Source organism: Flavobacterium limi, assembly GCF_010645075.1.
In the GTDB taxonomy this organism is placed as follows: Bacteria; Bacteroidota; Bacteroidia; order Flavobacteriales; family Flavobacteriaceae; genus Flavobacterium; species Flavobacterium limi.
Genome location: NZ_JAADZV010000006.1, coordinates 292,219 through 318,199, shown reverse-complemented (window position 1 = coordinate 318,199; position 25,981 = coordinate 292,219). Strand labels below are relative to the sequence as shown.

At 33.5% G+C, this 25,981-nt stretch carries 24 protein-coding genes; 15 read left to right on the top strand and 9 right to left on the bottom strand.

Translation table 11 applies throughout. From position 1 onward, the window contains the following. The first annotated feature begins 8 nt into the window (after positions 1–8). From GXM16_RS14515 to GXM16_RS14505, 3 genes are all read left to right on the top strand, one after another. Positions 9–1,439 carry a hypothetical protein gene (locus tag GXM16_RS14515; RefSeq protein ID WP_163395206.1) on the top strand — a complete coding sequence of 477 codons (1,431 nt, stop codon included), beginning with the start codon at positions 9–11 and terminating at the stop codon, positions 1,437–1,439. A 66-nt stretch (positions 1,440–1,505) separates the two neighbouring features. Then, the gene (locus tag GXM16_RS14510) at positions 1,506–3,089 is read left to right on the top strand and encodes a hypothetical protein (protein ID WP_163395205.1); all 1,584 of its coding nucleotides are present in this window, start codon (positions 1,506–1,508) and stop codon (positions 3,087–3,089) included. Between the two features lie 136 nt (positions 3,090–3,225). Further along, on the top strand, positions 3,226–4,143 hold the full coding sequence (locus tag GXM16_RS14505; protein WP_163395204.1) for a hypothetical protein: 918 nt from the start codon (positions 3,226–3,228) through the stop codon (positions 4,141–4,143). 93 nt (positions 4,144–4,236) lie between these two features. Here the strand turns inward: GXM16_RS14505 and GXM16_RS14500 are convergent, their stop codons facing one another. Next, positions 4,237–4,887 (bottom strand): DUF5661 family protein, encoded by a 651-nt coding sequence (locus tag GXM16_RS14500; RefSeq protein WP_163395203.1) that lies wholly within the window; start codon positions 4,885–4,887, stop codon positions 4,237–4,239. Positions 4,888–4,963: 76 nt separating this feature from the next. Next, entirely contained in the window at positions 4,964–5,125 is a 162-nt protein-coding gene (locus tag GXM16_RS14495) for a DUF1328 domain-containing protein (RefSeq protein WP_163395202.1), read from the bottom strand. A gap of 177 nt (positions 5,126–5,302) precedes the next feature. On the opposite strand from GXM16_RS14495, the gene GXM16_RS14490 reads away from it, so the two are divergent. The 4 genes from GXM16_RS14490 (at position 5,303) to GXM16_RS14475 (ending at position 8,256) form a co-directional block, all read left to right on the top strand. Further along, a complete protein-coding gene (locus GXM16_RS14490) occupies positions 5,303–5,617 on the top strand; it encodes a hypothetical protein (RefSeq protein WP_163395201.1) in 315 nt (104 codons plus the stop codon). 2 nt (positions 5,618–5,619) lie between these two features. Next, on the top strand, positions 5,620–6,183 hold the full coding sequence (locus GXM16_RS14485; RefSeq protein ID WP_163395200.1) for a 2'-5' RNA ligase family protein: 564 nt from the start codon (positions 5,620–5,622) through the stop codon (positions 6,181–6,183). A 178-nt stretch (positions 6,184–6,361) separates the two neighbouring features. Further along, positions 6,362–7,267, top strand: coding sequence for a helix-turn-helix domain-containing protein (locus GXM16_RS14480; protein ID WP_163395199.1), 906 nt, complete (start codon positions 6,362–6,364; stop codon positions 7,265–7,267). 224 nt (positions 7,268–7,491) lie between these two features. Further along, entirely contained in the window at positions 7,492–8,256 is a 765-nt protein-coding gene (locus GXM16_RS14475; protein ID WP_163395198.1) for an SDR family NAD(P)-dependent oxidoreductase, read from the top strand. Positions 8,257–8,345: 89 nt separating this feature from the next. Here the strand turns inward: GXM16_RS14475 and GXM16_RS14470 are convergent, their stop codons facing one another. From GXM16_RS14470 to GXM16_RS14460, 3 genes are all read right to left on the bottom strand, one after another. Next, a complete protein-coding gene (locus GXM16_RS14470) occupies positions 8,346–8,819 on the bottom strand; it encodes a PepSY domain-containing protein (protein ID WP_163395197.1) in 474 nt (157 codons plus the stop codon). A gap of 219 nt (positions 8,820–9,038) precedes the next feature. After that, a complete protein-coding gene (locus GXM16_RS14465; RefSeq protein ID WP_163395196.1) occupies positions 9,039–9,746 on the bottom strand; it encodes a LytR/AlgR family response regulator transcription factor in 708 nt (235 codons plus the stop codon). After that, positions 9,746–10,780 (bottom strand): sensor histidine kinase, encoded by a 1,035-nt coding sequence (locus GXM16_RS14460; protein WP_163395195.1) that lies wholly within the window; start codon positions 10,778–10,780, stop codon positions 9,746–9,748. The genes GXM16_RS14465 and GXM16_RS14460 overlap by 1 nt, the downstream gene beginning before the upstream one ends. Positions 10,781–10,942: 162 nt before the next feature. Here GXM16_RS14460 and GXM16_RS14455 point away from each other — a divergent pair, with 162 nt between their 5' ends. From GXM16_RS14455 to GXM16_RS14445, 3 genes are all read left to right on the top strand, one after another. Beyond that, a complete protein-coding gene (locus GXM16_RS14455; RefSeq protein ID WP_163395194.1) occupies positions 10,943–12,328 on the top strand; it encodes a TolC family protein in 1,386 nt (461 codons plus the stop codon). A gap of 12 nt (positions 12,329–12,340) precedes the next feature. Beyond that, positions 12,341–15,631, top strand: a complete 3,291-nt coding sequence (locus tag GXM16_RS14450; RefSeq protein WP_163395193.1) for an efflux RND transporter permease subunit — start codon at positions 12,341–12,343, stop codon at positions 15,629–15,631. Positions 15,632–15,875: 244 nt separating this feature from the next. Further along, a complete protein-coding gene (locus tag GXM16_RS14445) occupies positions 15,876–16,955 on the top strand; it encodes an efflux RND transporter periplasmic adaptor subunit (protein WP_163395192.1) in 1,080 nt (359 codons plus the stop codon). A gap of 222 nt (positions 16,956–17,177) precedes the next feature. Here GXM16_RS14445 and GXM16_RS14440 read toward each other — a convergent pair whose 3' ends face one another. Next, the gene (locus tag GXM16_RS14440; RefSeq protein WP_163395191.1) at positions 17,178–18,467 is read right to left on the bottom strand and encodes an AAA family ATPase; all 1,290 of its coding nucleotides are present in this window, start codon (positions 18,465–18,467) and stop codon (positions 17,178–17,180) included. 320 nt (positions 18,468–18,787) lie between these two features. Between GXM16_RS14440 and GXM16_RS22680 the strand changes: the two genes are divergently transcribed. The 5 genes from GXM16_RS22680 to GXM16_RS14420 all read left to right on the top strand — a co-directional run bounded on the left by GXM16_RS22680 (position 18,788) and on the right by GXM16_RS14420 (position 22,503). Then, positions 18,788–18,961 (top strand): hypothetical protein, encoded by a 174-nt coding sequence (locus GXM16_RS22680; RefSeq protein ID WP_167519871.1) that lies wholly within the window; start codon positions 18,788–18,790, stop codon positions 18,959–18,961. A gap of 182 nt (positions 18,962–19,143) precedes the next feature. Then, positions 19,144–20,241: a nucleotidyltransferase-like protein gene (locus GXM16_RS14435; RefSeq protein ID WP_163395190.1), complete on the top strand. Its 1,098-nt coding sequence runs from the start codon at positions 19,144–19,146 to the stop codon at positions 20,239–20,241. 21 nt (positions 20,242–20,262) lie between these two features. Continuing rightward, on the top strand, positions 20,263–20,970 hold the full coding sequence (locus GXM16_RS14430) for an STING domain-containing protein (RefSeq protein ID WP_163395189.1): 708 nt from the start codon (positions 20,263–20,265) through the stop codon (positions 20,968–20,970). A gap of 199 nt (positions 20,971–21,169) precedes the next feature. Further along, the gene (locus GXM16_RS14425; protein WP_163395188.1) at positions 21,170–21,664 is read left to right on the top strand and encodes a DUF7000 family protein; all 495 of its coding nucleotides are present in this window, start codon (positions 21,170–21,172) and stop codon (positions 21,662–21,664) included. A 164-nt stretch (positions 21,665–21,828) separates the two neighbouring features. Then, on the top strand, positions 21,829–22,503 hold the full coding sequence (locus GXM16_RS14420; protein WP_163395187.1) for a hypothetical protein: 675 nt from the start codon (positions 21,829–21,831) through the stop codon (positions 22,501–22,503). A gap of 384 nt (positions 22,504–22,887) precedes the next feature. On the opposite strand, the gene GXM16_RS14415 is transcribed toward GXM16_RS14420, so the two are convergent. The 3 genes from GXM16_RS14415 to GXM16_RS14405 all read right to left on the bottom strand — a co-directional run bounded on the left by GXM16_RS14415 (position 22,888) and on the right by GXM16_RS14405 (position 25,460). After that, on the bottom strand, positions 22,888–23,337 hold the full coding sequence (locus tag GXM16_RS14415; protein WP_163395186.1) for a hypothetical protein: 450 nt from the start codon (positions 23,335–23,337) through the stop codon (positions 22,888–22,890). Positions 23,338–23,521: 184 nt separating this feature from the next. Further along, positions 23,522–24,652, bottom strand: a complete 1,131-nt coding sequence (locus GXM16_RS14410) for a leucine-rich repeat domain-containing protein (protein WP_163395185.1) — start codon at positions 24,650–24,652, stop codon at positions 23,522–23,524. Between the two features lie 259 nt (positions 24,653–24,911). Continuing rightward, positions 24,912–25,460, bottom strand: coding sequence for a type 1 glutamine amidotransferase domain-containing protein (locus tag GXM16_RS14405; RefSeq protein ID WP_163395184.1), 549 nt, complete (start codon positions 25,458–25,460; stop codon positions 24,912–24,914). Positions 25,461–25,981 lie beyond the last annotated feature (521 nt).

Here is a 25,981-nt window from a genome sequence, read left to right as displayed (position 1 = left end):
AGAAAAACATGAGCAAAAATTTACATCTTATCCCAAAAATGCCTCTCAATAAAGATCAAAAATTTGATAAGGCAATGGGATGTTTAACATTATCAAAAGCCGGATCTTTTACAGTTGAGATTATACCTAAAGCAGGTTTACACGAAGGTGCCCCGAAAAAATTACCGCCATTTAAAAAACTGACTCAGGAAGAGGTATTCAAAATACCTGACATTGATGACAGAAAACGTTATGTTGCTGATCATAAAAAAAGAGAAGCTGACGAAGCTGAATATGAAAAAGAAAAAAAAGCTTTTAATGATAAAATTAGTCAGGAACTCGCAACATTAAGCTGGTGCTGGCAAGTAGTAGGAAATAAAATTGACCCTAAATTTATAAAACACCACATCGATTATCCTACAGGGATGCCCAAAAATCAACAGCAGTTATTTAATTTTCCTGAACTGCTCGTTGGAGGAGGCTTTGTATGGGTTGAAGCTTTTACTAAAAATGATCCCGGCACCGGAAAGACACCAAACGGATTGTTTGTCCGTGCTACAGGAGAAACACCAAAAATTGTTCGCGTTGCATGGACTGATTTTGATTGCAAACCAATTACTAATCCAGTAAAATTTGGCTCAAAAGTTTTACTTAATATATATACCACACATCTTTACGGGCAAGATCTGGAAGTTGGATTATGGGACAAAGATACTGTAGATGCTGATGATTTACTGCCAATTTCTAATAAAGATAATTTTACATGTGAAGCATTAATATATAAGTTACTTCCAAACGAAATAAACAAAACAGGAATTTCCGGAAATATAAAAATAAACGGAAAGTCAGAAACGCATGTCCAAAAAATAAAGATTGAGGTTTTAGTGGATCAAAAGTGGGAAGATAAAGCAGGTAGTAAATTAAAAATTTATCCAACAGTAAAATCGCAAGAAACCGGCAAGTTTTTACAAGTACCAAAAGATTGTTATTTGGAAGTAGCCCCTAATGGTAAAATGCACGAAACTGTTATTGAAGCTACTAATAATCCTGCCTTTGTTGGGAAAGTAGAAACTAATATTGCCAGTTTCAGACCCTGTAGATATGATAGTATTAAAGGTTCGTATGCTAAAAAAGCGAACAGAGAAAATAATGAGGCAATTGAAATTGAAATTTTCAATTCTAAAACTGAAGCCTCAAAACAAAAGTTGATTATGCCTGTAATAGCAGGTGTAAGAGAAGCGCGTAGAGATGTCAAAATTGTACTAGATTCAAAAACTGATGAATGCCTTTTTATTAATGACAAAACTAAATCTCATAAAGGAAAAGTTATAGATTTATCCTTAATACAAGGCAGTATTGTTATAGCGGACAGTACAAGAATTAATGAACATCTGGTTTTTAGCGAAAATAGTTTTAAAATAGGATCATTAAATTTCAGTAAGGAAGAAGAAGGACATTAAGACACTAATGACGATAACGAAATAAGTGCTTCTCACACAAGTCGTACTTCCAGTTTAAAAACTCCTTTGGGCATTTCCAGAACAGAAAATTCGACATTATATAAAGATAAAAAAACCACGGGCAAATATCCTAATTCAGATACAGAGGTAATTTTAGATATTGGATTCGATTATGGAAATGAATCTGCTATTAGTTTGTTAAAGTATATCTGGCCTTTACGACAGGGTGCATTACAGCATTATCCTATTATTTTGCAAACTTGTTGTTTTACAAAACAATTAGATGTTGTTGTTTATCCTGATATTAAATGGATATTACAATTTTCATATGACTGTGATCCCGAAGAATTTCAGGAAATGAGAAATGAAGAATATGAAAAGTATTTGGTAAGAGTTGAAAAATTAGATGAGAAATTAAAGCCAAAAGAAATTGCTTCAAAAATCAACAAAATAGACCAGGATATCGCAAATGCAAATCTGGGTTTAAGTGAAGCTAAAAAAAAGGATAAGGAAAAATTTAAAAAATTAATCTCGAAACTAAATGAAAGAAAGAAACAGCAATTAAACATTCAAAAAAAATACAATAAAGGCAAAGCTAAAGCAAAAAAACAACATAAGTCAGACAGACCCGATCTGTTCAGTTTTAAAGATAATGTTGAGTCAGGATTGTCAGACCTGGTGGTATCCTTAAATGTAGAGTATGACCGCCCAGGTGAAACAATTGAAATATCAGCAAGCTATAAGAGGTATATCAGCCTGGTAAAGCAAATAATTGAAATCACCAAAATGATTGAATTAATTTTGGATGGTAAAAAGAAATCAAAAAAGAAGTTAGACAAAAAATTAAAAGAAATTGATGAAGAAAAAGCATCCGAGCAATTGGCTAAAATTGGCGACGCATTAAAAGGCAGACCTTTGTTTTCTTTTGATGTCACTCCGCCTTCATTAGCAATATTAGGTTCATGGTATGCCGAAAATCCAAAAGATATAAATACAAGTCAGATAGGAATTGTTGGAGAGATTCAAATTTTAGCAAAGCCATTGATAGGAGCATCAGTAACAATGGATTTTTTAGCATTGGCACAAAAAGCGCACCCAATAGCAAGAGGCATTATTACATTAATTGATGTTGGAGCTGCGATAGGAGTTGGACCTGAAATAAATGTTAATTTAGAGATCAGTGGACAGTTAGAAATTAGTGGCATGCTCCGATACAACAGTGCAAGCGGGACAAGCAACTTAAATCAACAATCACTTGCAGGTGACGCTGAAGATGATAGCCCATTAACCGTAAATGGTATTTTTGGTTTGAAACTGGAAGCAAATATTAAATCTTCTAAAAAATTCTATACCGTATTGTTAGGAACTATATCAGCCTACGTAGAAGCCGGAGTTGAAATAGTCACAGGTTTTACTTTGTCAGGTGCTATTAAAGCAGATGATAAAGGATTTTATTTAGATCCTCTCTTAACTTTTCATGGTATAAAATTACAAATTACTGTTGCAGCCGGATATGCCGCTGAAAATTCTGATGGAGGTGAATATTCATCCGGCGAAGAATCAATGGAATTTAATTTAGTTTTGATGCATGAATATGAAGGTAGTTTTGAAGATTCAAATGGAAAAAAAATACAATTTTATTTAACTTAAATATAATCTCATGAAAATTATAAAAATATTTTATCTGATAACTCTAATGTCGCAAATAACGAGTTGTCAAAATAAAAATAAAAAAGAAATCAACAATCTAACTAATGCAGAATTTATACCCAATAAATCAAAAATAATGAAAAATAGTCAGGACATTTATTCCTTAAACAAAGAGATCAACAGATTTGAAAAAGAGTATCATTATGGAGCCTATGTTTATACTAACAATTGTTCATTTGAAATTCTTTTAAATGATTTGCCGGTAGTCAATCATTTTATGCCATCAAATGGAACACTAAAAGGTTCATATTATCCATTAAATTGGAATATTTCAAAAAACGGAATTCAAAATATAACAATTAAAATGTATCCGGGTTTTAATCAGGATGCAAATACATTTAATAAAACTTTAGAAAACAATTCAGCGATACAAATAAAAATAGTTAAATCATTTTTAGATAGTAATAATGCATTGACTGATGAACAAGAAGTTATAACCTACACTACTCCTCAAAAAAAAATAAATGAGACTTTAATTTCAGTATTTTCAGGCAGAACCTCCTATGAAGATACTTTCACATTTACTGCTGAGATTCCTTATGAAATACAAACTTTAGAAAACTCTGAAATTATCTTCACAAAAGATGTAGAAAAACTCAAACAATTAGAAAAAGAAGTAGCAACTAAATATAATGAAATTAGAGAGATTTATATGTCAGGTTCTAAAGATGAACTTGCTAATATGAATTATAATAAAGAAAAAAGAATTGCGCAACAAATTTATTTATCATCTGCTGGAATAAAAGACAGATGGGATAATGACTATCAGTTCAGAACGGATCAGAATCTTGATTTTTTTGATTTAAAACCTATTGAAAAATTTACTGTCAAATTCTACGCTAATGGAAAAATTGTATGTTTACAAAAAATAAACAATAAAAAATCAGCACTTTGGGGAGGATTTAAAAGAAAAAATAAAAAAGAGGTGACAACAACTTATATATCTCTTTATCTGCATCGTCCAAAAGGCAGTAATGAATTATTCGTTTATTAGGTATAAACTGCGTTAATATTCAATTTTTGCAGATCTCACTACTGATACAATTCAGCAGAAAAGCCGTTCAATTAACGGCTTTTTTCACACGAATCAATCCCCAATTTTTTCCAGGGCTGGAATATCATCCATTTTTGCAAGGCGTTCCGCTAAACCGGATCTTGCTTCTGCCAGTTCTTCTTCAGCCTTGAGTAGCTCCTTGTACCATTTGTCTTTTTCAAAACTGTCTGAACTTTCTATTTTACGCATGATTTCATAGATTTCACCTTCGGCTTCCATCACTTTCAATCTTTTATAATAAGTAAGGCTTTCTGTCATATGTGCAAGCGCAATCATAGCCGTTAAAAAAGGATGGTTATTGGTTACGTTTACATCCTTGATTTTACCATGCTCCAATTCTACTTTTAAGGCAAAAGCAAATTCTTCCATGTTAAACGCTTCATGTTTGCTCTCCGGATTTAAATATGCTTTTATTGATTCGACATTGTTCATGGTCGAAAGATCAACATCGGTTTCTTTTTCATCATTTAAATCTTTAAAAACAAGCCTGCCAATTACTCTTGCTTCATCTACTGTCGGGTCATTTTCCGGATTTTCAAAATCCCGAACCGACCAGTCCCAATTTTCCGGATGAACAGGTTTTATATACTTCTCACAAAAATCTGTTACATCATTTTTCAGGCTTACCAACTCATCGTCTCTTTTTACGTATACATCCTGATAAGCACCACTTTTCGTTCCCATAATCTATATCTTTTAAATATAAAACGACACATTATCGAAATATATGTGTCGTTAGTTTTATAATCAAAATTCTTTATTAAATATTTCTTCTTCCGCCAATTAAAGACAACAGGAATAATACTATAAATATAAAGAATAATACCTTAGCTATACTTGCTGCTCCGGCAGCTATACCTCCGAAACCAAATATTCCGGCCACAATGGCTAGAATAATAAAAATGACTGTCCAACGTAACATAATATTGATTTTTTTAGTTAATACTGATTTTGTTTGTTACTCAAATTTCGAATTTTAACAGGAAATCCATTAACTCAAAACATTATTTTATTATCTCAATCGAATAGTTCATTCTTAACCTGGATTAAGTTGATTTTGACTTATATAAACTATTTTTGTAATGTAAAAAAACAGATCATGAAAAAATATAACTTTCTAATATTAGGTAAAAATCAGCCTATCCTTGAAATTTTGCTAAGGCTGGTCAATGCCAATGAGAATTGGACTGCTGCTGGGTTTAATGATGAAGAATTGGCCAAAGATTACTTTTTACAGCATAAAGTCGATTTTGTTTTGTTAAGTTCAGCAATCGAAGACCATGTTGAAAAGGAATTTGCCGCATTTTGTTTACAAGCCCATCCGGGAGTCGAAATTATAGAGCATTTTGGTGGTGGAAGCGGATTATTGCAATCGGAAATTTATGACCGCTTGTTTAAGAGAGGAGAGCTTTAAAAATGGAGAAAAAGTATTCGGTTGCGATTTATCCTTCGCAGGATGTTATTGATTCTGTCAAAACAATGAAGGATTATTTAAAAAGCAAAATAAACTGGTATAACAGCTGTAATTCTGTAGCACATATTACGATCTGCGAATTCACCATTGACGATTCACAAATCGATACGTTCAGGCAAAAACTTTTTAAAACCTGTGATACTTTTACGCCTTTCTCTGTTCATCTGGATCATTTTTCTTCTTATGAAAACAGCGGTGCCTTTTTTATTGCGCCAAATGAAGATTCGAAAAATAAGCTGAAACCTGTCATGAAAAAGATTCAGGAAACCCTGAAATCTTTAAAACTTAAAAAAAGCGACGACCCTCACCTCTCGATTGGCAGGAAACTTACAGCTGAAAACCTCAAAATAGCCTCACAGCTTTTTACTACCATTGATATTGATTTTTTATGCAAAGAAATTGTTTTACGGGAACTCGATCCTGCTAAAAAGCAGTTTTTTGTTATTGATACTTTTACATTTAACGGAAATACACAGCCTGAGTTTGTTCAGGGAAGTTTGTTTTAATTTTGTAAAATGTTAGAGGTTAGAAAGTGAGTAGTAATTAGTTTTACATTTTACATCTCACATCTCACATCTCACATCTCACATCTCACATCTCACATCTCACATCTCACCTTTTACAACTCACAACTCACAACTCACAATTAGTTTCGTATATTTGAATTTTACAAATCAAAACAATATGAATTCCCTCGAACCATTTTATAAAGAAATTGCAGAATTAACCAATAACGAATCCAATTCGTTGTTAGATAACTGCATTCAAAAAGAGATCTGCCAGTTCAATGTTTTTAATATTAAAGAGCTTTTGGGAAAATGCACTATGCCTTATAACCGAAGAGCTTATTACAAAATAAGTCTTATTAAAGGCAGAAACAGAGCCGAATATGCGGATAAAATAATTGAAATTGATAAACAGGCCCTTTTATTTGCCACACCTAAAATCCCTTATAATTACATTCCGCAGGACGCCAACCAGACAGGACAATTCTGTGTATTTACAGATGAATTTCTAAATAAGAGCGGAATTGTTTTAAACGAACTTCCCATTTTTGCTCCGGACGGTTTTCCTGTCTTTCAGCTTTCGGACGAACAAATTACAGAAGTTGAATTCATTTTCAGCAAAATACAAAATGAAATCAATTCTGATTATGCTTATAAATACGATCTAATCCGAAATTATGTAGCAGAATTAATTCACTTCGGGCAGAAATTACAGCCAGTAACAGCCTTGTATTCCAAACACAATTCGGCCGCAAGGGTTTCTTCTTTATTTGCTGAGTTATTAGAAAGACAGTTCCCTATCGAATCACCGCATCAGAGGCTAGAACTGCGAACTGCAAAAGATTTCGCAGAAAGATTATCGGTTCACGTAAATCATTTAAACAAAGTTTTAAAAGAAAACAGTGGAAAAACAACAACCGAGTTAATCAGCAGCCGATTAACCAGCGAAGCCAAAATTCTTTTAAGACAAACCAACTGGAATATTTCTGAAATTGCCTACTCGCTTGGTTTTGAAGAACTGGCACATTTCTCGAATTTCTTTAAAAAACAAACCTCTTTGACACCATTAGCTTTTAGAAGTTAATTTTGAAAGTTTCAGGTTTAAAGTTTAAAGTTCGAGTTAGAAGTTGATTTTTGAAATTGTCATTGTTATTGTATTGTTATTGTCATTGTTATTGTCATTGTTATTGTCATTGTTATTGTCATTGTTATTGTTATTTGAATTTCGCAAACATCGGTTTGATATTTACAAATTCCGAACAAGGCTTCACTCCTACCTTTGACTTATCAATTTAAAAGATAAATCAAATGGCAGTAAATACAAAAATCGCCTTAGTTACAGGCGGAAGCAGAGGTTTAGGAAAAAATATGGCAATTGCAATTGCTAAAAAAGGAACCGATGTTATTATCACCTACAACAGCAAAAAAGACGAAGCTGAAGAAGTGGTAAAAGAAATTGAAAACTTAGGTCAGAGAGCATCTGCAATTCAGTTAAATGTTGCGGAGTCCGGTTCTTTTGATTCCTTTTTAGAACAGGTATCTTCTTCATTAAAGAATATTTTTAAAACCGATAAATTAGACTTTTTAGTAAACAATGCCGGAATCGGAATTCATAATTCATTTGCAGAAACTACTGAAGAAGAATTTGACCTGTTGACTAATATTCATTTTAAAGGACCTTTCTTTTTAACTCAGAAAGCATTGCCAATACTAAACGATGGCGGTGCAATTGTAAATATATCCAGCGGTCTGGCAAGATTTTCATTCCCGGGTTATGCTGCCTATGCTGCGATGAAAGGCGCGATTGAAACTTTGACAAAATATCAGGCAAAAGAACTGGGAGATAGGAAAATCAGGGTTAACATTGTCGCCCCTGGTGCAATTGAAACTGATTTTGGAGGCGGAGCTGTTCGGGATAATGATGAATTAAATCAACAGATTGCTTCAATGACCGCTTTAGGAAGAGTTGGTCTGCCTGACGATATTGGCAGTGTAGTTGCCTTTTTATGTTCTGAAGAATCCCGTTGGGTTAACGGACAGCGTATTGAGGTTGCAGGAGGAATATTTTTATAATCTCCTGAAGAATAAAAAAACAAAACCCGATGAGCTAAAAACTCGTCGGGTTTGTCGTTTAAATATCTGAATTAGTAAGTAAGCTTCTTTTAATTTTTTTCGATGCTGACATTAAATCCTCCATTTGCATCAAAAATGACATCGTAAAACTTTGAATCTTTTTCGACTCCAACTTCATAAGTAGTTTTGTTTTTATCATCCGCCACTACTGCAATTTCTTTTATCGTTTTTACCGGATAATTTTTTTTAAGATAGGTTTGTGCTTTTGAAGGGAGTTTACTCAAAGGAATCTGCAGCTCATACGCTTTCATATTTCCTAGATTGTCATAAATCGCAAGTGCTTTTGTAGTATGGTTTACATTGTATTTCGCTTCATAACGGATTTCATCATTATCATCGCCTACATATTCTTCAGACCAGACAGCTGTTTTCCCAGGATATTCTTTTTCAAAAGCTGCTCTTACCAGTTCCGGAGGTGTCACTGTTTTTTTCATATTTATTCCTTCCTGTGCAGTTAAAAAACTGAAGCTGAACACAATGAAAATTAAAGATATTCTTCTCATTTTTCAATCATTTAAAGAATTAATAATTCCGAAAACAGTACTAAATTTACTACTTATAAATGAATTAAGAATGAAGTTTCCTAAAAATATTATAATCTTAAGTAAAATATAAGACTGTTCAATTGTTGTGTGTAATGAATCAAAAAAGCCTGCAGAAATAAATCTTAGCAGGCTTCTTTTTTGAAATAACTGAATTAGTAAGCACTTATTTCTGAACTCTTATATATGGTCTTTATTCTTTAGTCGGTCAGTTAATTCTCTTCTGTAGGTAATACCAACTGGAAGTTTTTCATTTTTTATCACCACAAAGTCTTTTTCGCTTTCTTCAATTTTATCCAATGCTACGATATACGATTTATGAATACGCATAAAGCTTTTTTCAGGCAGGCATTTTTCTAATTCGGCAGTAGTAATTGATGCTAAATATGTTCTTTTTAAAGTGTGGATTTTTACGTAATTACCAAAACTCTGCGCAAACAAAAGCTGGTCTAATCCGATATCCATAAAATAACCATCGACTTTTACAGTAACTGAGTTGATGACTTCTTCTTCCCTGTTTTTTACATTTTCTGTAGCAAAAAAACGGTCAATTGCTTTTAAAAACCTTGGAAAATAAATCGGTTTCAGCAGGTAATCAATCACTCCGTAATCATAACTTTCAAGGGCAAATTCAGAATAAGCAGTCGTTAAAATCGTTTTAGGATGTGTTGGAATTATTTTCAGCAGTTCCATTCCTGAAATTTCGGGCATATTGATATCCAGAAACATCAGGTCAACTTTGTTTTCCCGAAGGTAATCCATTGCTTCTACCCCATTATAGCCCTGAAAAACGAGCTCTAATTGTGGGTTTTGTTTGATGTAATTGGCCAGAACATAATGCGCTGCCGGCTCATCATCAACGATAATGCATTTTTTGGTCTCCTTCATTATACAAACTTTTTCAGTTGTATTTTCAAATCTGCGATATACGTATTTTTATCCTCCTGAATGTCTAATTTATATTCTTTACCATAAATCAGGTTCAGTCTTTCGATTGTATTTTTCAAACCAATTTTAGTAGAAACTACATCCGTTTTCTTCGGAATAGAATTGACTACATGCAGATGCAATAAACCGTTTTCGACTGTAATTATAATGCGTACAAAACATTTTTCGATTGCGCAGGTTCCATGTTTAAAAGCATTTTCTATAAAAGCAATCAACAGCATTGGCGACACTTTATAGGCATTTTCGTTGTCAATTTTACAATCGTAGGTAATGTCGCAACGATACCCGACACGTTCTTTTTCAAGTTGAATATAACTGTTTATAAACTCCAGTTCTGCTTCAAGGGAAACACATTGTTTGTTATTGCTTTCGAGCTGGTAACGCATTAACTGTGATACTTTCATAATCAAATCCGGAGTTCGCTCGGGAAATTCTAAACTGATTCCGTAAAGTGTATTGAAGGTGTTGAATAAAAAATGTGGATTCAGCTGCCCTTTTAATGAATTCAGCTGCATTTGGTTGAAAAGCAGCGTTTCGTCTGTTTGTTTTTTATTGATCCTGTAAAATTTAAAAACAATAATCGGGCTCAAAATACAAACCAATGTCCCCAAAACACTGGCCAATTGATAGATATAACTGCGCTGGTGTGAATTCTGGTATAAGCGACAGTTCGCAAACATGCTTAAAGAAGTAATCTGATATAAAACGAGTGAGAAAAGAAATACCCCTAAAAGTGTTAGAAAAACATATGTTACAGGTCTTTTGTTTTTGAATAAAACCGGAAGTATAAAAAATCGGTTGAACTGAGCATGCATGTATAAAATACAGTAGAAAAAAATTCCCATCAAAATAGATACGAAAGAACTAAACAGCATCCAGTCATTTTTCAGGGTATAAACCGTGAATGAAAAAAGAACAACGGCAATTTCCTGCCACCATTTGTTTTCCATCATGTTACTCAACTTTTTATTCATCTTCTGCACTTAAATAGTTTACAAAGTACGAACAAATATTTAATTATTTTTTCCAAAAAATGACAAATTCAATTCGTCATTTATTAGTGGCGTACATCATTTATAAAGGTTTTTATTCTGATTTCAGAAATAAATTTGGTGCATAATTTCACACTTGGGTTTATGTATTTCAAAAAAATTACCTTTTTATTTTTCCTGATTTTTGCCCTAAACAGTCATTCTCAAACCTTGTCTTTAAAAGATGCCATAAAAACCGGGCTTGAAAATTACGGTTCAGTAAAAGCAAAAAACAATTATACGAATGCTTCACGGGAAAGCCTTAAACAATCCCGCCGTGACTACCTGCCTAACCTGAATTTATCAGCACAGCAGGATTACGGAACCGTAAACGGACAAAACGGGCCTCTCTATGGTTTTGGAGGTCTGGGCGTTGCATCTTCCGGATTACCGCTTCCGGAACAAAACTGGAATTCGGCTTTTGGTGCTCTTTATCTGGTGAATATGAACTGGGATTTTTTTACTTTCGGAAAAGCAAAAGAAAAAATCAATTTAGCGAAAGTTGATATTCAGGCGAAAGAAAACGATCTGAATCAGGAGAAATTCCAACTCGAAATTAAAATCTCTGCCGCTTATTTGAATTTACTGGCAAGTCAGCGATTACTTATTTCGCAGCAAAAGAATTTAAATCGTGCAGAAGTTTTTAAAAGAACGGCAGCTGCAAGGGTAAAAAACGGATTACTCGCCGGAGTCGATTCTACTTTGGCTACAGCCGAAGTTTCGAAAGCTAAAATGGCTTTGAATCTGGCTAAAAATTTCGTCAAGGAACAAAACAATAAACTGGTCGATTTAATGGGCGTTGCACCACAGGATTTTGTAGCCGATACTCTTTTTGTAACCCAGATTCCGAAAGAACTTATCAAAAGTGATGCTTCAACAGACAGTCTGCATCCTTTGTTGAAATTCTATAAAACCAAAATCGATTACAGCAATCAACAGGTTAAATTGTATAAACGTTTTTATTATCCAACCATGAGTGCTTTTGGGGTTTTACAGACCAGAGCTTCAGGATTTGATTCGTCTTATGCGACTGATCAGACTGCTTTTAACCGAAATTACTGGGATGGCGTGAATCCGGATCGTACGAATTATTTAATCGGGGTTGGAATTACGTGGAATTTAACCACTCCATTCCGCTCAAACAAACAGGTCAGTGCACAAAAATTTGTTTCTCAGGCCTTGCAGGAAGAATACAACCAAGCCGACAGAGAACTAAAATCGCAACTGAATTTTGCCGAAGATAAAATAAAAATCACTCTGGAAAACTACGCCGAAGCGCCGATTCAGGTCAACGCCGCACAAAGAGCTTATCTGCAGAAATCAACTTTATACAAAAACGGACTGACCGATTTAACCGATTTAACGCAGACAATGTATGTTTTAAACCGTGCTGAAATCGACCGCGATATTGTCAACAATAATGTATGGCAGTCGTATTTGCTAAAAGTAGCCGCAACAGGCAATTTTGACTTATTTATAAATGAATTTTAATTATAGCGCCTAATGAATTTAATACGTTTTGCACTCCGCAAACCCATCTCTATACTGGTATTGGTGGCCGGTTTATTTTTCTTCGGAATTGGTGCCATCAAGGATATCAAGGTAGATATTCTTCCGAAAATGAACCTGCCTGTAATTTATATTGCACATCCCTTTGGTGGTTATACACCGGATCAGATGGAGGCTTATTTCGCCAAAAATTATGTGAACATTCTTCCTTTTGCCAATGGTATAAAATCGGTAGAAACCAAGAATATTCAGGGGTTGATGATTATGAAATTAACCTATTATGAAAACACCAATATGGCGCAGGCTGCTGCCGAATTAGGAGCTCTTTCGAACCGTATTCAGGCGGCATTTCCACCCGGAACACAGCCTCCGTTTATCATTCGTTTTGACGCTTCTTCCCTGCCAATCGGACAATTGGTTCTGAGCAGTAAAATCCGTTCCAACAATGAATTACAGGATTTGGCCAACGTTTATGTTCGTGCTTCGTTTACTGCTATTCCCGGTTTATTGTCTCCGGCTCCCTTTGGCGGAAGCCCAAGAACCGTAGAAGTTAACGTGGATCCGGATTTGCTGCGTTCACACAATATGACGCCCGATCAGATTGTAGAAGCGATTCGCATCAACAACCAGACAGCGCCATCCGGAAACGTGAGAATTGGCGATATCAACTATATTTCGCCAACCAATAATACGATTAAGGAAATTAAGGATTTTGAGCAGATTCCGTTGTTTAAAGGCGGGGTTCAAAACCTGAAATTAGGTGATGTGGCAACCGTAAAAGACGGTGCCGATGTTACGAATGGATATGCTTTGGTAAACGGAAAACGTTCGGTTTATATCAGTATTGCAAAAGCCGGAGACGCTTCGACCTGGGATGTGGTTCAGAAATTAAAATCCGAATTGCCTAAGATTCAGAGCACGCTTCCTGAAGATGTTACTTTATCATACGAATTTGACCAGTCGGTTTATGTAATCAATTCGGTTAAAAGTTTGATCACCGAAGGAATTATCGGAGCGGTTTTAACCGGATTAATGGTTTTATTATTCTTAGGTGACAGGCGTGCAGCGTTAATTGTGATTTTAACCATTCCGATTTCGATTATTTCGGGCGTTTTATTTCTGAAATTATTCGGACAGACCATCAACTTAATGTCACTGAGCGGACTCGCATTGGCGATTGGAATTCTGGTAGATGAAAGTACCGTTACGATAGAAAATATCCATCAGCATCTCGATATGGGCAAGCCAAAAGCACTCGCCATTTGGGATGCCTGTCAGGAAATTGCTTTACCTAAATTACTGATCCTGCTTTGTATTCTGGCGGTATTTGCACCTGCGTTTACAATGGTTGGTATTCCCGGAGCGTTATTCTTGCCATTGGCTTTGGCAATTGGATTCTCTATGGTGATTTCGTTTTTACTTTCTCAAACTTTCGTACCTGTAATGGCAAACTGGCTGATGAAAGCACATCCAAAACACGAGCATACACCTGAAATTACAGACGATGAAGCCGAATTTAACGCCTGCGGATTAACACCTGAATCTGAAAAAGACCTGATTTCGCAAAAGAAAGTAATGGTCGAAAGAGAAGATTTTAATAATGACGGAAAACTGGGCGCTTTTGAGCGGTTCAGAAACCGTTTTATGAGAACTTTAGACCGCTTATTTGTTCATAAAAAAGCAACGAGTATTGCTTATCTGGTTTCTGCAACAGTGTTAGCGATAGTTTTGATAAGTTTTATTGGAAAAGATGTTTTCCCGAAAGTAAATTCGAGTCAGTTTCAGCTGAGAATGCGTGCTCCCGACGGAACCCGTCTGGAACGTACCGAAGAAAAAGCCATTGTAGTTTTGAAAGAACTAAAGAAAATGGTAGGCAATGAGCATATCGGAATTTCATCGATTTATGTGGGTCAGCACCCGTCTTTATTTTCCATCAACCCGATTTACCTGTTTATGGCAGGTTCACATGAAGCGGTTTTTCAGGTGAGTTTAAAGGATTATCATGCTGATATGGATGAGTTTAAAGACGAATTCAGGGCAAGAATCAAAAAAGTGCTGCCTGATGTAAAAATGACTTTTGAGCCTATCGAATTAACGGACAAAGTTTTGAGTCAGGGCTCTCCTACTCCAATTGAAATCCGAATTGCAGGAAAAGACAAAAAACGAAATGAAACGTATGCGAATCAAATCGTTGAAAAATTACAGAAAATAAATTATTTCAGGGACGTACAAATTGGTCAGCCGATTCACTATCCGGCGATGAATATTGATATTGACAGAACACGTGCTGCAGAGCTTGGCGTGGATATGAATGATATTTCGCGTTCGCTGATTGCTTCGACCTCATCATCCCGATATACCGAAAAAAATACGTGGATTGACGAGCGAACCGGTTTATCTGTAAACGTTCAGGTTCAGGTTCCGTTGAACCAAATGAAAAGTAAAACCGATATCGGCGAAATTCCGGTATTGAAAAACTCGCTTCGTCCTGTTTTGAGTGACGTAGCAAAAATTACACCCGGCTATGTGAGCGGTGAAAATGACAATTTAGGGGCAATGCCATACATTACAGTGACAGCAAACATCAATCAGACCGATTTGGGGACGGCAGCGAAAGATGTAGATGCGGCGATCAGTTCATTAGGCGAATTACCACGTGGCTTGTTTGTCACGCCAATTGGACTGAGTAAAGTATTGAGCGAAACATTAAGCAGTTTACAAACCGGTTTATTGGTTGCGGTCTTTGTAATCTTCTTAATGTTGGCCGCTAATTTCCAGTCGTTCAAGGTTTCTTTGGTGATTTTAACCACAGTGCCGGCGGTAGTTTTGGGAGCGTTGTTAATGCTGACTATCACAGGCTCAACGCTTAATTTACAATCGTATATGGGAATTATCATGTCCGTTGGAGTTTCGATTGCGAATGCTGTTTTACTGGTCACTAATGCCGAACAACTGCGTAAAATAAACGGAAACGCCTTAGAGTCGGCTCGTGAAGCTGCAGCGCTGCGTCTTCGTCCGATTATCATGACTTCGGTAGCGATGATTGCCGGAATGCTGCCAATGGCAATTGGTCATGGCGAAGGAGGCGATCAGGTTTCCCCGTTAGGAAGAGCGGTTATTGGCGGATTATTATTTTCGACCTTTGCCGTATTATTGATCCTGCCTCAGATATTTGCCTGGGCACAGGAAAAAACAACGACACAATCTGTTTCTTTAGATCCCGAAGACGAAGAAAGCATTCATTATATTTCATCAATAAGTAAGTCGAAAGTTGGAAAGTCATAAAGTTGAAAGTAATAAAGTTGGTAGTTCAAAGTCCAAAGTCGAAAGCCAATTGGTGCTGCAAGTAATCGACCCACTTTTATCTTTCCGCCTATTTAAGTAACCAACATAGCATAATGTCATATTTAAAAAGATATAAAACACTTATTCTCAATAGTTATTCACGACATTTTTTCTTTTGACTTTAGGACTTTCAAACTTTAGACTTAAATAATACATTATATCATATTTTATATAAAATCATAAAATGAAAACTAAAATACTACAACCAATCGCGCTGTTTTTTGCAGCACTATTTTTCCTGAACAGCTGTAATTCTAAAAAAGAAGAAACAGTTACGGCAGAAATAGAACCGAAAACAGAAACGTTTCTGTTAGCCAAAGAAAAACTGACCACCGAATTGCGTTTACCGGCCGAACTGACCGGTTTCCAGCAAGTCGATTTGTATGCCAAAGTGAGCAGTTTCGTGAAAACATTAAAAGTTGATATTGGTTCGAAAGTAACCAAAGGACAGCTTTTGATTGTTCTGGAAGCACCTGAAATCAGTTCACAGCTGGCTGCTGCCGAATCAAGACTGAAGTCAATGGAAGCCATTTACGCCACCAGCAAAAGCACCTACAACCGCTTGTACGAAACAAGCAAGGTCGAAGGAACGATTTCTAAAAACGACCTTGAAATGGCAAGCGGAAAGAAAAACTCTGACTACGCCCAATATCAGGCAGCGATTGCTGCTCATAAAGAAGTAAAAATCATGAGAGGTTATCTGGAAATCCGTGCTCCTTTTGATGGTGTTGTGGCAGCAAGAAACGTGAATTTAGGAACTTTTGTTGGTCCTTCCTCAAGTTCCCCATTATTGACGATTCAGCAGCAAAACAAACTGCGTCTGGCGGTTTCGGTCCCGGAATTGTACACCGGATATTTACACAACGGCGACGAAATGAGTTTTAATGTAAAATCATTGCCGGATACTTTTAAAGCCACGATTACCCGAATGTCAGGCGCTTTGGATTTAAAATTACGTTCTGAGCGTGTAGAAATGGACGTTCACAACACCAAAGGAAACTTATTACCCGGAATGGTTGCCGAAGTTTTACTACCACTTAACGCCAAAGACAGCACGTTTGTAGTACCAAAATCGGCTTTGGTAAATGCTGCCGAAGGTATGTTTGTCATCAAAGTGGTCAATCACAAAGCCACAAGAGTAGATGTCAAAAAAGGAAGGGAAATCGACGATAAAATTGAAATATTCGGAGACCTGAACCCAAAAGATAAACTGGTAAAAATCGCCAGTGAAGAAACTAAAGAAGGTGATGTTATAAAGGAATAAGCTGTACGCTTAATTATTGATTTGTTTGAAAATGCTGTGAAACTTTAGGGTTTTGCAGCATTTTTTTGTTTGGAGCTTGTTCCTGCTATTCGTTACAAACGAAGTTCACTGAACTCCGATTAAAATGAATTCAAGTGAAGTAATCTTTTGTGCCGAACGCCGGCACAAAAGGATTTTCACTTCTATCAAGGCTAAAAACATATTGAATATAAGAAATTAGTTTTATTCTTCTAAATTCAAATCTAATTGATTGCTTACCTTTAAATCAATTGAGATACCATCATATTTACCAGATAGATAATCTTTTTCAAAGGAAGCATCTTTTCTTATTTTCTTTTCAAATAAACTTTCTAATCTTGTTATTCCATACTTATCTTTACCAGCGATGATAACTTGATCTCTTCTAAAAAGTTTATTTGTTGAATTTATAAAAGTGGAATTATGTGATGCTATAATTAATTGAGCATTATAAGGATTATTCTCTAAAGAATTAAAAAGTTTAATTATGGCTTTACATAATTCTGGATGAAGTCTAGAATCAAATTCATCAATGATTAGCACTGTACCTTTAGTTAAAGCTTCAATTATTGGACCTGATAAAGCAAAAAATTTCCTAGTACCCAAAGATTCTTCAGAATTTAAATCAAAAAACTCTACACCTTCAATATCTTTATTCTCATTGTAGACATAATGTTTTGTACTTACAATATTGTTTTCGGGACTTTTCTTCAATAACATTTTAACAAAATCCTTTGGTAATTCTGATTTACTCAGTAAGTCTTGATTTGAGACTTTTTCAACTTTTACTTCGTTAAATCCAAGCTTTGCACTTCGTAAAAGATTATTCATCATAAGATTAAACTTACTATCATTAAGCATCTTTCCAGTATATTCCCGAGAACTAAAATCATTAACTCCAGAAATAAAAGTAATATCCCTTATTTCTTTAGTCAACATAGTTGATAAAGTATCATTGAATTGTGCACAGACAGATAAAAAAAGTGCGTTTTCCCTTGTAATTGTAAATAATTTTTGAGTCTCAATATCAAACTTTTTACCAAGTTCGATTTCTTGTAGTGTCCTTTTAAACAATACATATTCTTTAGTCTTACTTTGATAATATAAATATTCTGAATGAACTTTTTGAGTATCTACTTCAAAACCATATCTATATTTTTTATTATCGACTATAAATTCTATTTCAAAAAAACTTGGTTTATCAATTGTTTCAGTAGATAATTTAAATCTTTCTACCGTAATCTCATCTCCAGATGTCGAGTCTTTTGATGAGGTCAAAATAAGCCACTTCATAAAAGAGATAGCTCTAAATAGATTACTTTTTCCACTGGAATTTGCACCATAAACAACTAAGCTTTTTAAAAGACTTAAATCATTTATGGGAGACTGAAAAATATTATCATTTCTATACTCTGTTAATGAGGTAGCAGATAAGTTTATTGATGTATTTTCTTTAAAAGACAAAAAATTACATACAGAGAATTTTACGAGCATTTTTTATATATAAATATATGTTTATAGTACAAAAATATAAAAACATGAGAGATATACGTGAAAAATAACAAAAAATATTTTTTAAAATAAAACATTTTTTATACATTTGTACGACATTATCTCAAATATCAACAAATTTTAACACAATAATGATATCGAAACATATAAATTATCGACAAACACACGAATTAAGCCGATAAAAAACACTTTTAAACCTTGAAAATTAAGTATGATTAGCAACATTAATATACTATATCAACCGTCAAATTCTTTATGTCGTGAAGTTAAAGGAATATTGTTTAACTGTAAATTGAAAAAAGATGGCAACAAATCCACCTAAAGACAATTCAAGAAAAGGAGCTGTAAAAGATAGAACTCAAGTTTTAAATCCCAAAACCGGATTGTGGACTAAAAGAGACTCTGAAACAGGGCAGTTTATGGATGTAAAAACCTCAAGTCCTACTCCTTTTAAAGGCGTTACCAAAGAAAAATAACACCAACAAAATCAATGAAGAAGGTTAATGCCTCCTTCATTTAAAATTAAAGTAAGTAATCAATTATGTACAAGTAAAAAAGCAACTTAAAAAATAAATCCTAGTACCAAAGGAGTATATATAATTTTTTATTTGTGCCAATCAACTCAAAAATTAAGTTTAACTAACCAAAAAAAAGAAAAATGGCAAAAGATTATGCTGAATTAATAAATAGAATAAATTTAAGAAGCAATCCTGATTTTTATCCCAGAAAAGTTATGTTTTCTGAAAATAAATTGGGATCTAAACTTTTCAAAGCTCTAAGTATAGATTATTCTGATGTGACAAAATATGTAAAACAAGCAATGCAAGGCGTTGCTCCTGAATACACAAAAAATAGTAAATTGGCTGCTGACCAAATAGAAGCTCATCTTAAAAAAAGTCATGGGAAAGAAGTTCATTTTGAACGACAAGGTTCAGTAATGACTAACACTCATATTCTAAAAGATAATGATGTTGATTTAGTCCAAATAACTAATAAATCAAGTAAAATTGATCATCATAGATTAAAAAAAGCTTTAGAAAATCCTTCCCAATTAACTAGTGTAGAAATAACAAATCTAAAAAAACACTCTGATGATTTTCGTGCATATGAAGGAAATCAATTATCAGATTTAGGTCTATTAAGAAAAAAATCAGAAGAAATTCTTACCTCAACTTATAAAGAAGTAGACATTACTAAGGATAATTGCATTTATGTGAAAGTCTCTTCTCCTAAACGAGATGTAGATGTGGTAACTGCTACTTATTACAAGGGGATTGATTACATGAAAACTAATCGAGACTACAGAAGAGGTATACAGATTTACAATAAAAAAACTGATAGCATAGGAGAAGTTGATTATCCTTTTTGGAGTATCCAAAGAATTAATGAAAGAAGTATACTTACTAGTGGACGTCTAAAAAACATGATTCGATTTCTAAAAAATGTGAAATACGATTGTGAAAACATAGATAATAAGGGAAGCATAAGAAGTTTTCATATTAATGCAATATGTTACAACGTCAATGTAAATAGATATCAATATGAGCATTATTTGGATTTAGTTTCGGTTCTAAACGATGAAATTACACATATTCTAAATGATAAAGCATATAGAGATAAAATAATGTCAGTAGATGGTACAGAAAGTATTTTTGAAGTTAACTGTAATAAAAAACTTGAAGAATTAGAGTTTTTGCGTCAAGAAATTGATTCAATTTTAGCTGATTTATCAAATCAAAATTTACTAATTGGTTAAATAAATATGATACAGCTAAAAATGACAAAATTAACAAAATGGATTTCTACAAACATTTGGATAATAAAATGGAGTAGTTATATCTTAAACACCGTATCAATTCTTATTGTATTATTATGGCTTTTTGAATCAATTATAGAAGAAAATCTTGAAATAGAATTTATAATTGATTTAGAAGCTTTATTTGCAGTAACAACAGGATTACTAGTTGTAATAAATCAAATTTTAAGAAATTTGCTTAAAGATGCAGAGTATTCCCCAGCCTATGCACTTGCAGTAGGATATATAAACAATTTTATTGCTCCAGTTATTACGCAATTAAAAGAAAATGGCACAAAAAATCCGAAATTGTGTATTTATCGCCCGTCTCATTTTGACGAACTAACTTCTGAAAATGTCGATAGAGTTAAAGCAGATTTAATTCACAAAAAATACGAACTAACTGAAATAAATTTAAAACTAAAAGGAGCTAGGGCAAGAGATATATTAACTCTTAACAAAAAAGACAAAGTACATACATATTTTGATTTTCCGAATACCTTACTTTCATTATATGGCTATGTAGATTATAAAATTGAAAGTAAAGCAAATACAAGCATTGAGAAAATAAAGAATGACTTAATTGCGGAGCTAATCGAACAGTTTTATGTGAAGATTGATGAAATGATAAAATCTAAAAACTTACAGAATAACATTTCATACTGCGACAAAAATCTTACCGCTTTGTAAAATAAATTACAGCCAATTTTAAAACCCCGCCCCCGCTCTCCGAAGTGTTCTCATGAAAAGCTGCGCAAATGTCTATGACTTTGCGCAATTTTTTTAACCCACTTATAAACTCTAAACCTCTCAAAAGTCTCCCGACTTTTTACAAAAATTTCTTAAACAGCAATAATCGCAAAAACGTTATATTTATAAAAAACTTAAAATGAAAGATTTTAATTACTACGTTGATATTTATAAAGAACAGCTTAAAAAGGGTGATATTCAGGAAGCTTATGTTGGCCTTGTTAAGTATGTAACAAGACTTGGGACAACTTTGTCAAAAAACCTTTCAGGACACTATTCATTCGGAAGTCTTTTTCAGGGGTATATGGACTATACATATTTCTACTACTCAAACGACTTCCTAAAAAAAAGAAAACTGAAAATGGGACTTGTGTTGAACCATTCAAAAATGCAGTTTGAAATTTGGCTGCTCGGACAGACAATTCCTATTCAAGAAAAATATTGGGAATACTTTAAATCGACTAAGTGGAATGAAGACAAAACGACCCGACCTCAATATTCAATTCTGGAAACTGTGCTAATAGAGAAACCAACCTTTAACGACCTGGATAAGCTATCAAAAGAGATTGAAGGAAAATTAACTTCGATTACTGACGAGATAATTGAAGACATAAAAAGGAGTAAATTAACATAAAGAAACGAAACCTACCCCACTCCCACACAAATCCTTTTCCTCGCTAGCGTAAGCGTTCCTCTCGTGAATTCGATAAATGAAAACCAAAAAACCAATCACGCAGATAGTAAGTAACGATAACACAGAATTGTTCTGCACAATTATAAACAAGTAAAGAAATTAAAATGAATAGTAAATTACATTTATCCGCAATATTAATTTTATGCTCTCAATTTTTTTATTGCCAAGTTGGAATCATCAGCAACATCAATGAAAGCATGGGATATTTTAATTCTGACAAATTAAGTAAGATAAAAGCTAATATAGAATACTCCTTAGATTTTAATATAAAGGATTTAACCGAAAAACTTTTAACTGCAGAACAGATTAATCATAAATTTTTAGAATATGATTTTGCTAATATTGAAAAATTAAATGATTTAAGAAGAATTGATAAAAGTATTATAGATACACTTTCAAATTTTTGCACAAATAATTCTATACAAGATTTAATAATCTTTAGAAAGCTAACCCATTACGATCCTTTTTATGCAACAGATTTATTTTTCTATACTGAGCATAATTTTTCAATTTTTACAATAAATTCATATAGTGCAAATAAAGCATTTTTCTTTTCAAATTTTAGAATTTATCATTTCAATAACTTAACTAAAGAATTAATAATCCCTCCTACAAATAATAAAGTAAATCTTAATACGCTTCAACTGGAAAAATTTGAAAATCCTGTTTATGACTTAGACAGTAAAAAACTAATAAATTCTAAAGTTTCTGATTATTACATAACTGAGTTTAAGAATACAATCACTAACGCTTTAAAAAGCTTCAAATTAAAAAGTTAAGTTCTCACTACTAACGTGAGCGTTCCCCGCTCCCGCACGAACCCTTTCCTGTGGGCTTATAAATCAAAATTTCTTATATCTAAAAAACATTCTAAACTGTATCATCCATCAGACCTAAATGTCCTGATTTATCAATAGCATAAAGGCGATAAAAAAAACTAAATTTCTTATCTAGCCCCGATGGGAGGGAAAATCCTTTTATTTTTTTCTTTAAAAAATAAAAGATTGGAAGGACAGCGGGACTAAAAGCTATTATGAGTACCCATTTTCTGCTTCTAAAAATAATGAAACTCAAAAGCCACACGAAAGGATTCGTGCGGGAGCGTGGGGAAACTTGCAAAAATACTTTTAAGAGCAGGCTTTATTAATTTCCTGAATATGGATTTACAAATTTCCGTCAAGCATTTGCTGTGCTATTATTGGCCAATAGTTTTCCTTTTTTGACCAGACATCAGGATCGATATTTTTAAAATCAATTATTGCTTCATTCACCATGATGATGGCAAGATCTTCATCAACTGCCCCCTGAATATCAGTACAATATTTTGAATATCTTAATATAGTCCTCTGAAATGTTTCAACTGAAGAATTTACAAATCTTTTAAACTGCGGTTCCATTGCAAACACTCCTTTATACTCCCCATCGCAACATATTGGAATGTTGCTGTCATACCCTAATATAATTGCATTTTGAAGAAATTCAAATTCCGAAATGATATCAATATGTCCGAAACTTCCAACAGTAAGTCCATTCTCAACTAAGAAAGCAATGTCATGTTTTTCTAAACCAATTTTGTCTAAATCTTTACCTTGGAGTATTTTTTTTATTATCATTTACAGAATTCTAAATCATTATGTTTTTTTAATTCATAAAAAAATTTATTCCATTCAGGCATAAGTAATTCAAAGACAGAATATTTTCATGAACTTACAATCAAATTAAAAAGTATAATTTTTTGGGCTGTTAATTTGAGACAGCTCTTTTCAATTAATATCACAACTTTTGCAATCTAAAAAATTATTGTTTAATCATTTTTTTGATTGTAGAGCCATTTTCAGACGATACTTTTAGAAAATATAAGCCGGAGGTTAGATGATGTGTTTCAATTCTTCCCTCTGGATTTAAAGTCTGACTCAAAAGAACTTTTCCAGTGCAGTCGATCATTTCTATTTGTACAGTATTTTTTTCCTTCAGCTCCAATGTAATTACATCCGAGAAAGGATTAGGATACACCACGACTTCTTTTTGAGAACTAAAATCTGTTTGTGCTAACGTTCCTTTTGCTACTATAGATTTAAATTTACCCCATTCCTCATGTGCCTGATAAGCTGCTACACTCGATGCAGGAACTTGTAATGTACAAAAGTATAGTGAAACGCCATTAAAAAAGTTTGATGTGATAGGTAACGGAACCGGAGAATCACACACAACTAATGTTAAGCTGCTATTGCTAAAAATATCATTTGAAAAGGAAGTGAGAGAAGAGGGTATAGTGACACTTTTTAATGCAAAACAAGATCCAAACGCCTTTTCACCTATTGTTGAAATTGACTTAGGAAAATCAATTTTCGCTAACTTTGTAGCATTAAAAGCATAAGCCTCAATAGTAGTAAGAGATTTAGGAAATACTACGGACTCTAAGTTTGAACAGTGAAGAAAAGACATCTCAGGTATTGCAGCCATAGAATTTAAGAATTCTACTGATTTTAATTGATAACAAGCCATTAAAAACCTTTTTCCAATGGAAGTTACAGAACTCGGAATTGTCACTGAAACTAAACTTGAACAAGTTTCAAAAGCTGATTCACCAATAGTAACAACCGAGTTCGGAATAATTATTTCAGTTAAATCCCTACAGGCATTAAAAGCCTTAACTCCAATTGTAGTGATGGTATTAGGAATCGATATACTTTTTAAAAGGGCAGAATTCTCAAATGCACTGTCTCCAATCGCTGTGACAGTGTATTGTTTTGCGTTGTATGTAACAGTTGAAGGCATAACAAACTCTCTGGGAAAACCATTCATCTTTGAAAAAGTTACAGTTGTTTCACTTGTAATGGTATATTGCGCATTTTCTATTAAAAAATCCTGTGCTAACCCTCGAGCGGCACTTACAAAAAATATAAATAATAATACTAATCGTTTCATAATTTAAATAATTTTAGAAATATGTAAGACGAAATTAAAATTTTCACATTTTTCCTACATCATTATAAATGAGTATTTTTAATGTTTACTCCACTTGCTTATTTAAAATTTTAAGTGATTTTCCATATAAAATCCTGAAAGATAGAATTCCTAAACCCGATCACAAAGTATATTTGAACTTGTAATTACAAAAAAAAATGCAAGACCAATTCTGGCCTTGCATTTATTATTATATTTGGTAAATCTAATTAAAATAGCTTTACACTGTCTGACGTTCGTGTTTTCCTTCTTTAATTTCTTCTACCATTTTTTTATTAAAGGCAGGCAGATCATTAGGGTTTCGGCTTGTAACCAATCCATTGTCTACGACTACTTCTGAGTCTTCCCATTGTGCCCCGGCATTTTTTAAATCGTTTTTAACAGAGAAAAACGAAGTTACTTTTCGGCCTTCTAAAACATCCGCATCTACCAGAATCTGTGGACCATGACAAATAGCCGCTATTGGTTTTTTATTTTCAAAAAAAGAACGTACAAAATTTACTGCAGCTTCTTCTCTTCTCAACAAATCCGGATTTATTACTCCTCCAGGCAGAACCAAAGCGTCGTAATCTGCTTCATTTGCCTCATCTAGTACTACATCAACATTGTATTCGTTGCCCCAATTACCGTCTTTCCAGGATTTGATTGTTCCTGGTTTCAAACTGATGATATCTGCATTCCACCCCTGCTCTTCCAGATAGGCCTTAGGCGATGCTAATTCTGATTCTTCAAAACCGTTTGTGGCTAATATTGCTATATTCTTTTTCATAATTTTAAATATTAAACGTTATTAATTTGATTTATTTTAAAATTACTTATTTCATACAGCAAGGGAAAAGACATGATGTTAAACCTTTGTTTAATAAAAGTTAATTAATTGAATTACAATTAATTATTAAAAAATAAATTAAAATTATGTAAGATCGGATTTAATTTCTTTACTATTTTATCACACAGAGCTTTACCCTTCAGGAATAATAAGTAACACAAAAGACGTGATAAAAAAATCTAAATTTCTAATGTAGCCCCGATGGGAGGGAAAATCCTTTTATTTTTTCTTTAAAAAATAAAAGATTGGAAGGACAGCGGGACTAAAGGTCATTAAGAGGCTCCTTTCCTGCTTCTAAAAAAGATGCTGATCTTTCGGTGCTGATTAAATTCGAATAATCACAATCTGGATTACAAAAAATCACTATTTATAAGTATCATTTTTTTAGTTTTTAATAAAAAATATACCTCATATTTGCAAATCTGCACAATGATAAAAATAGTGCAGATCGTTATTTTTAA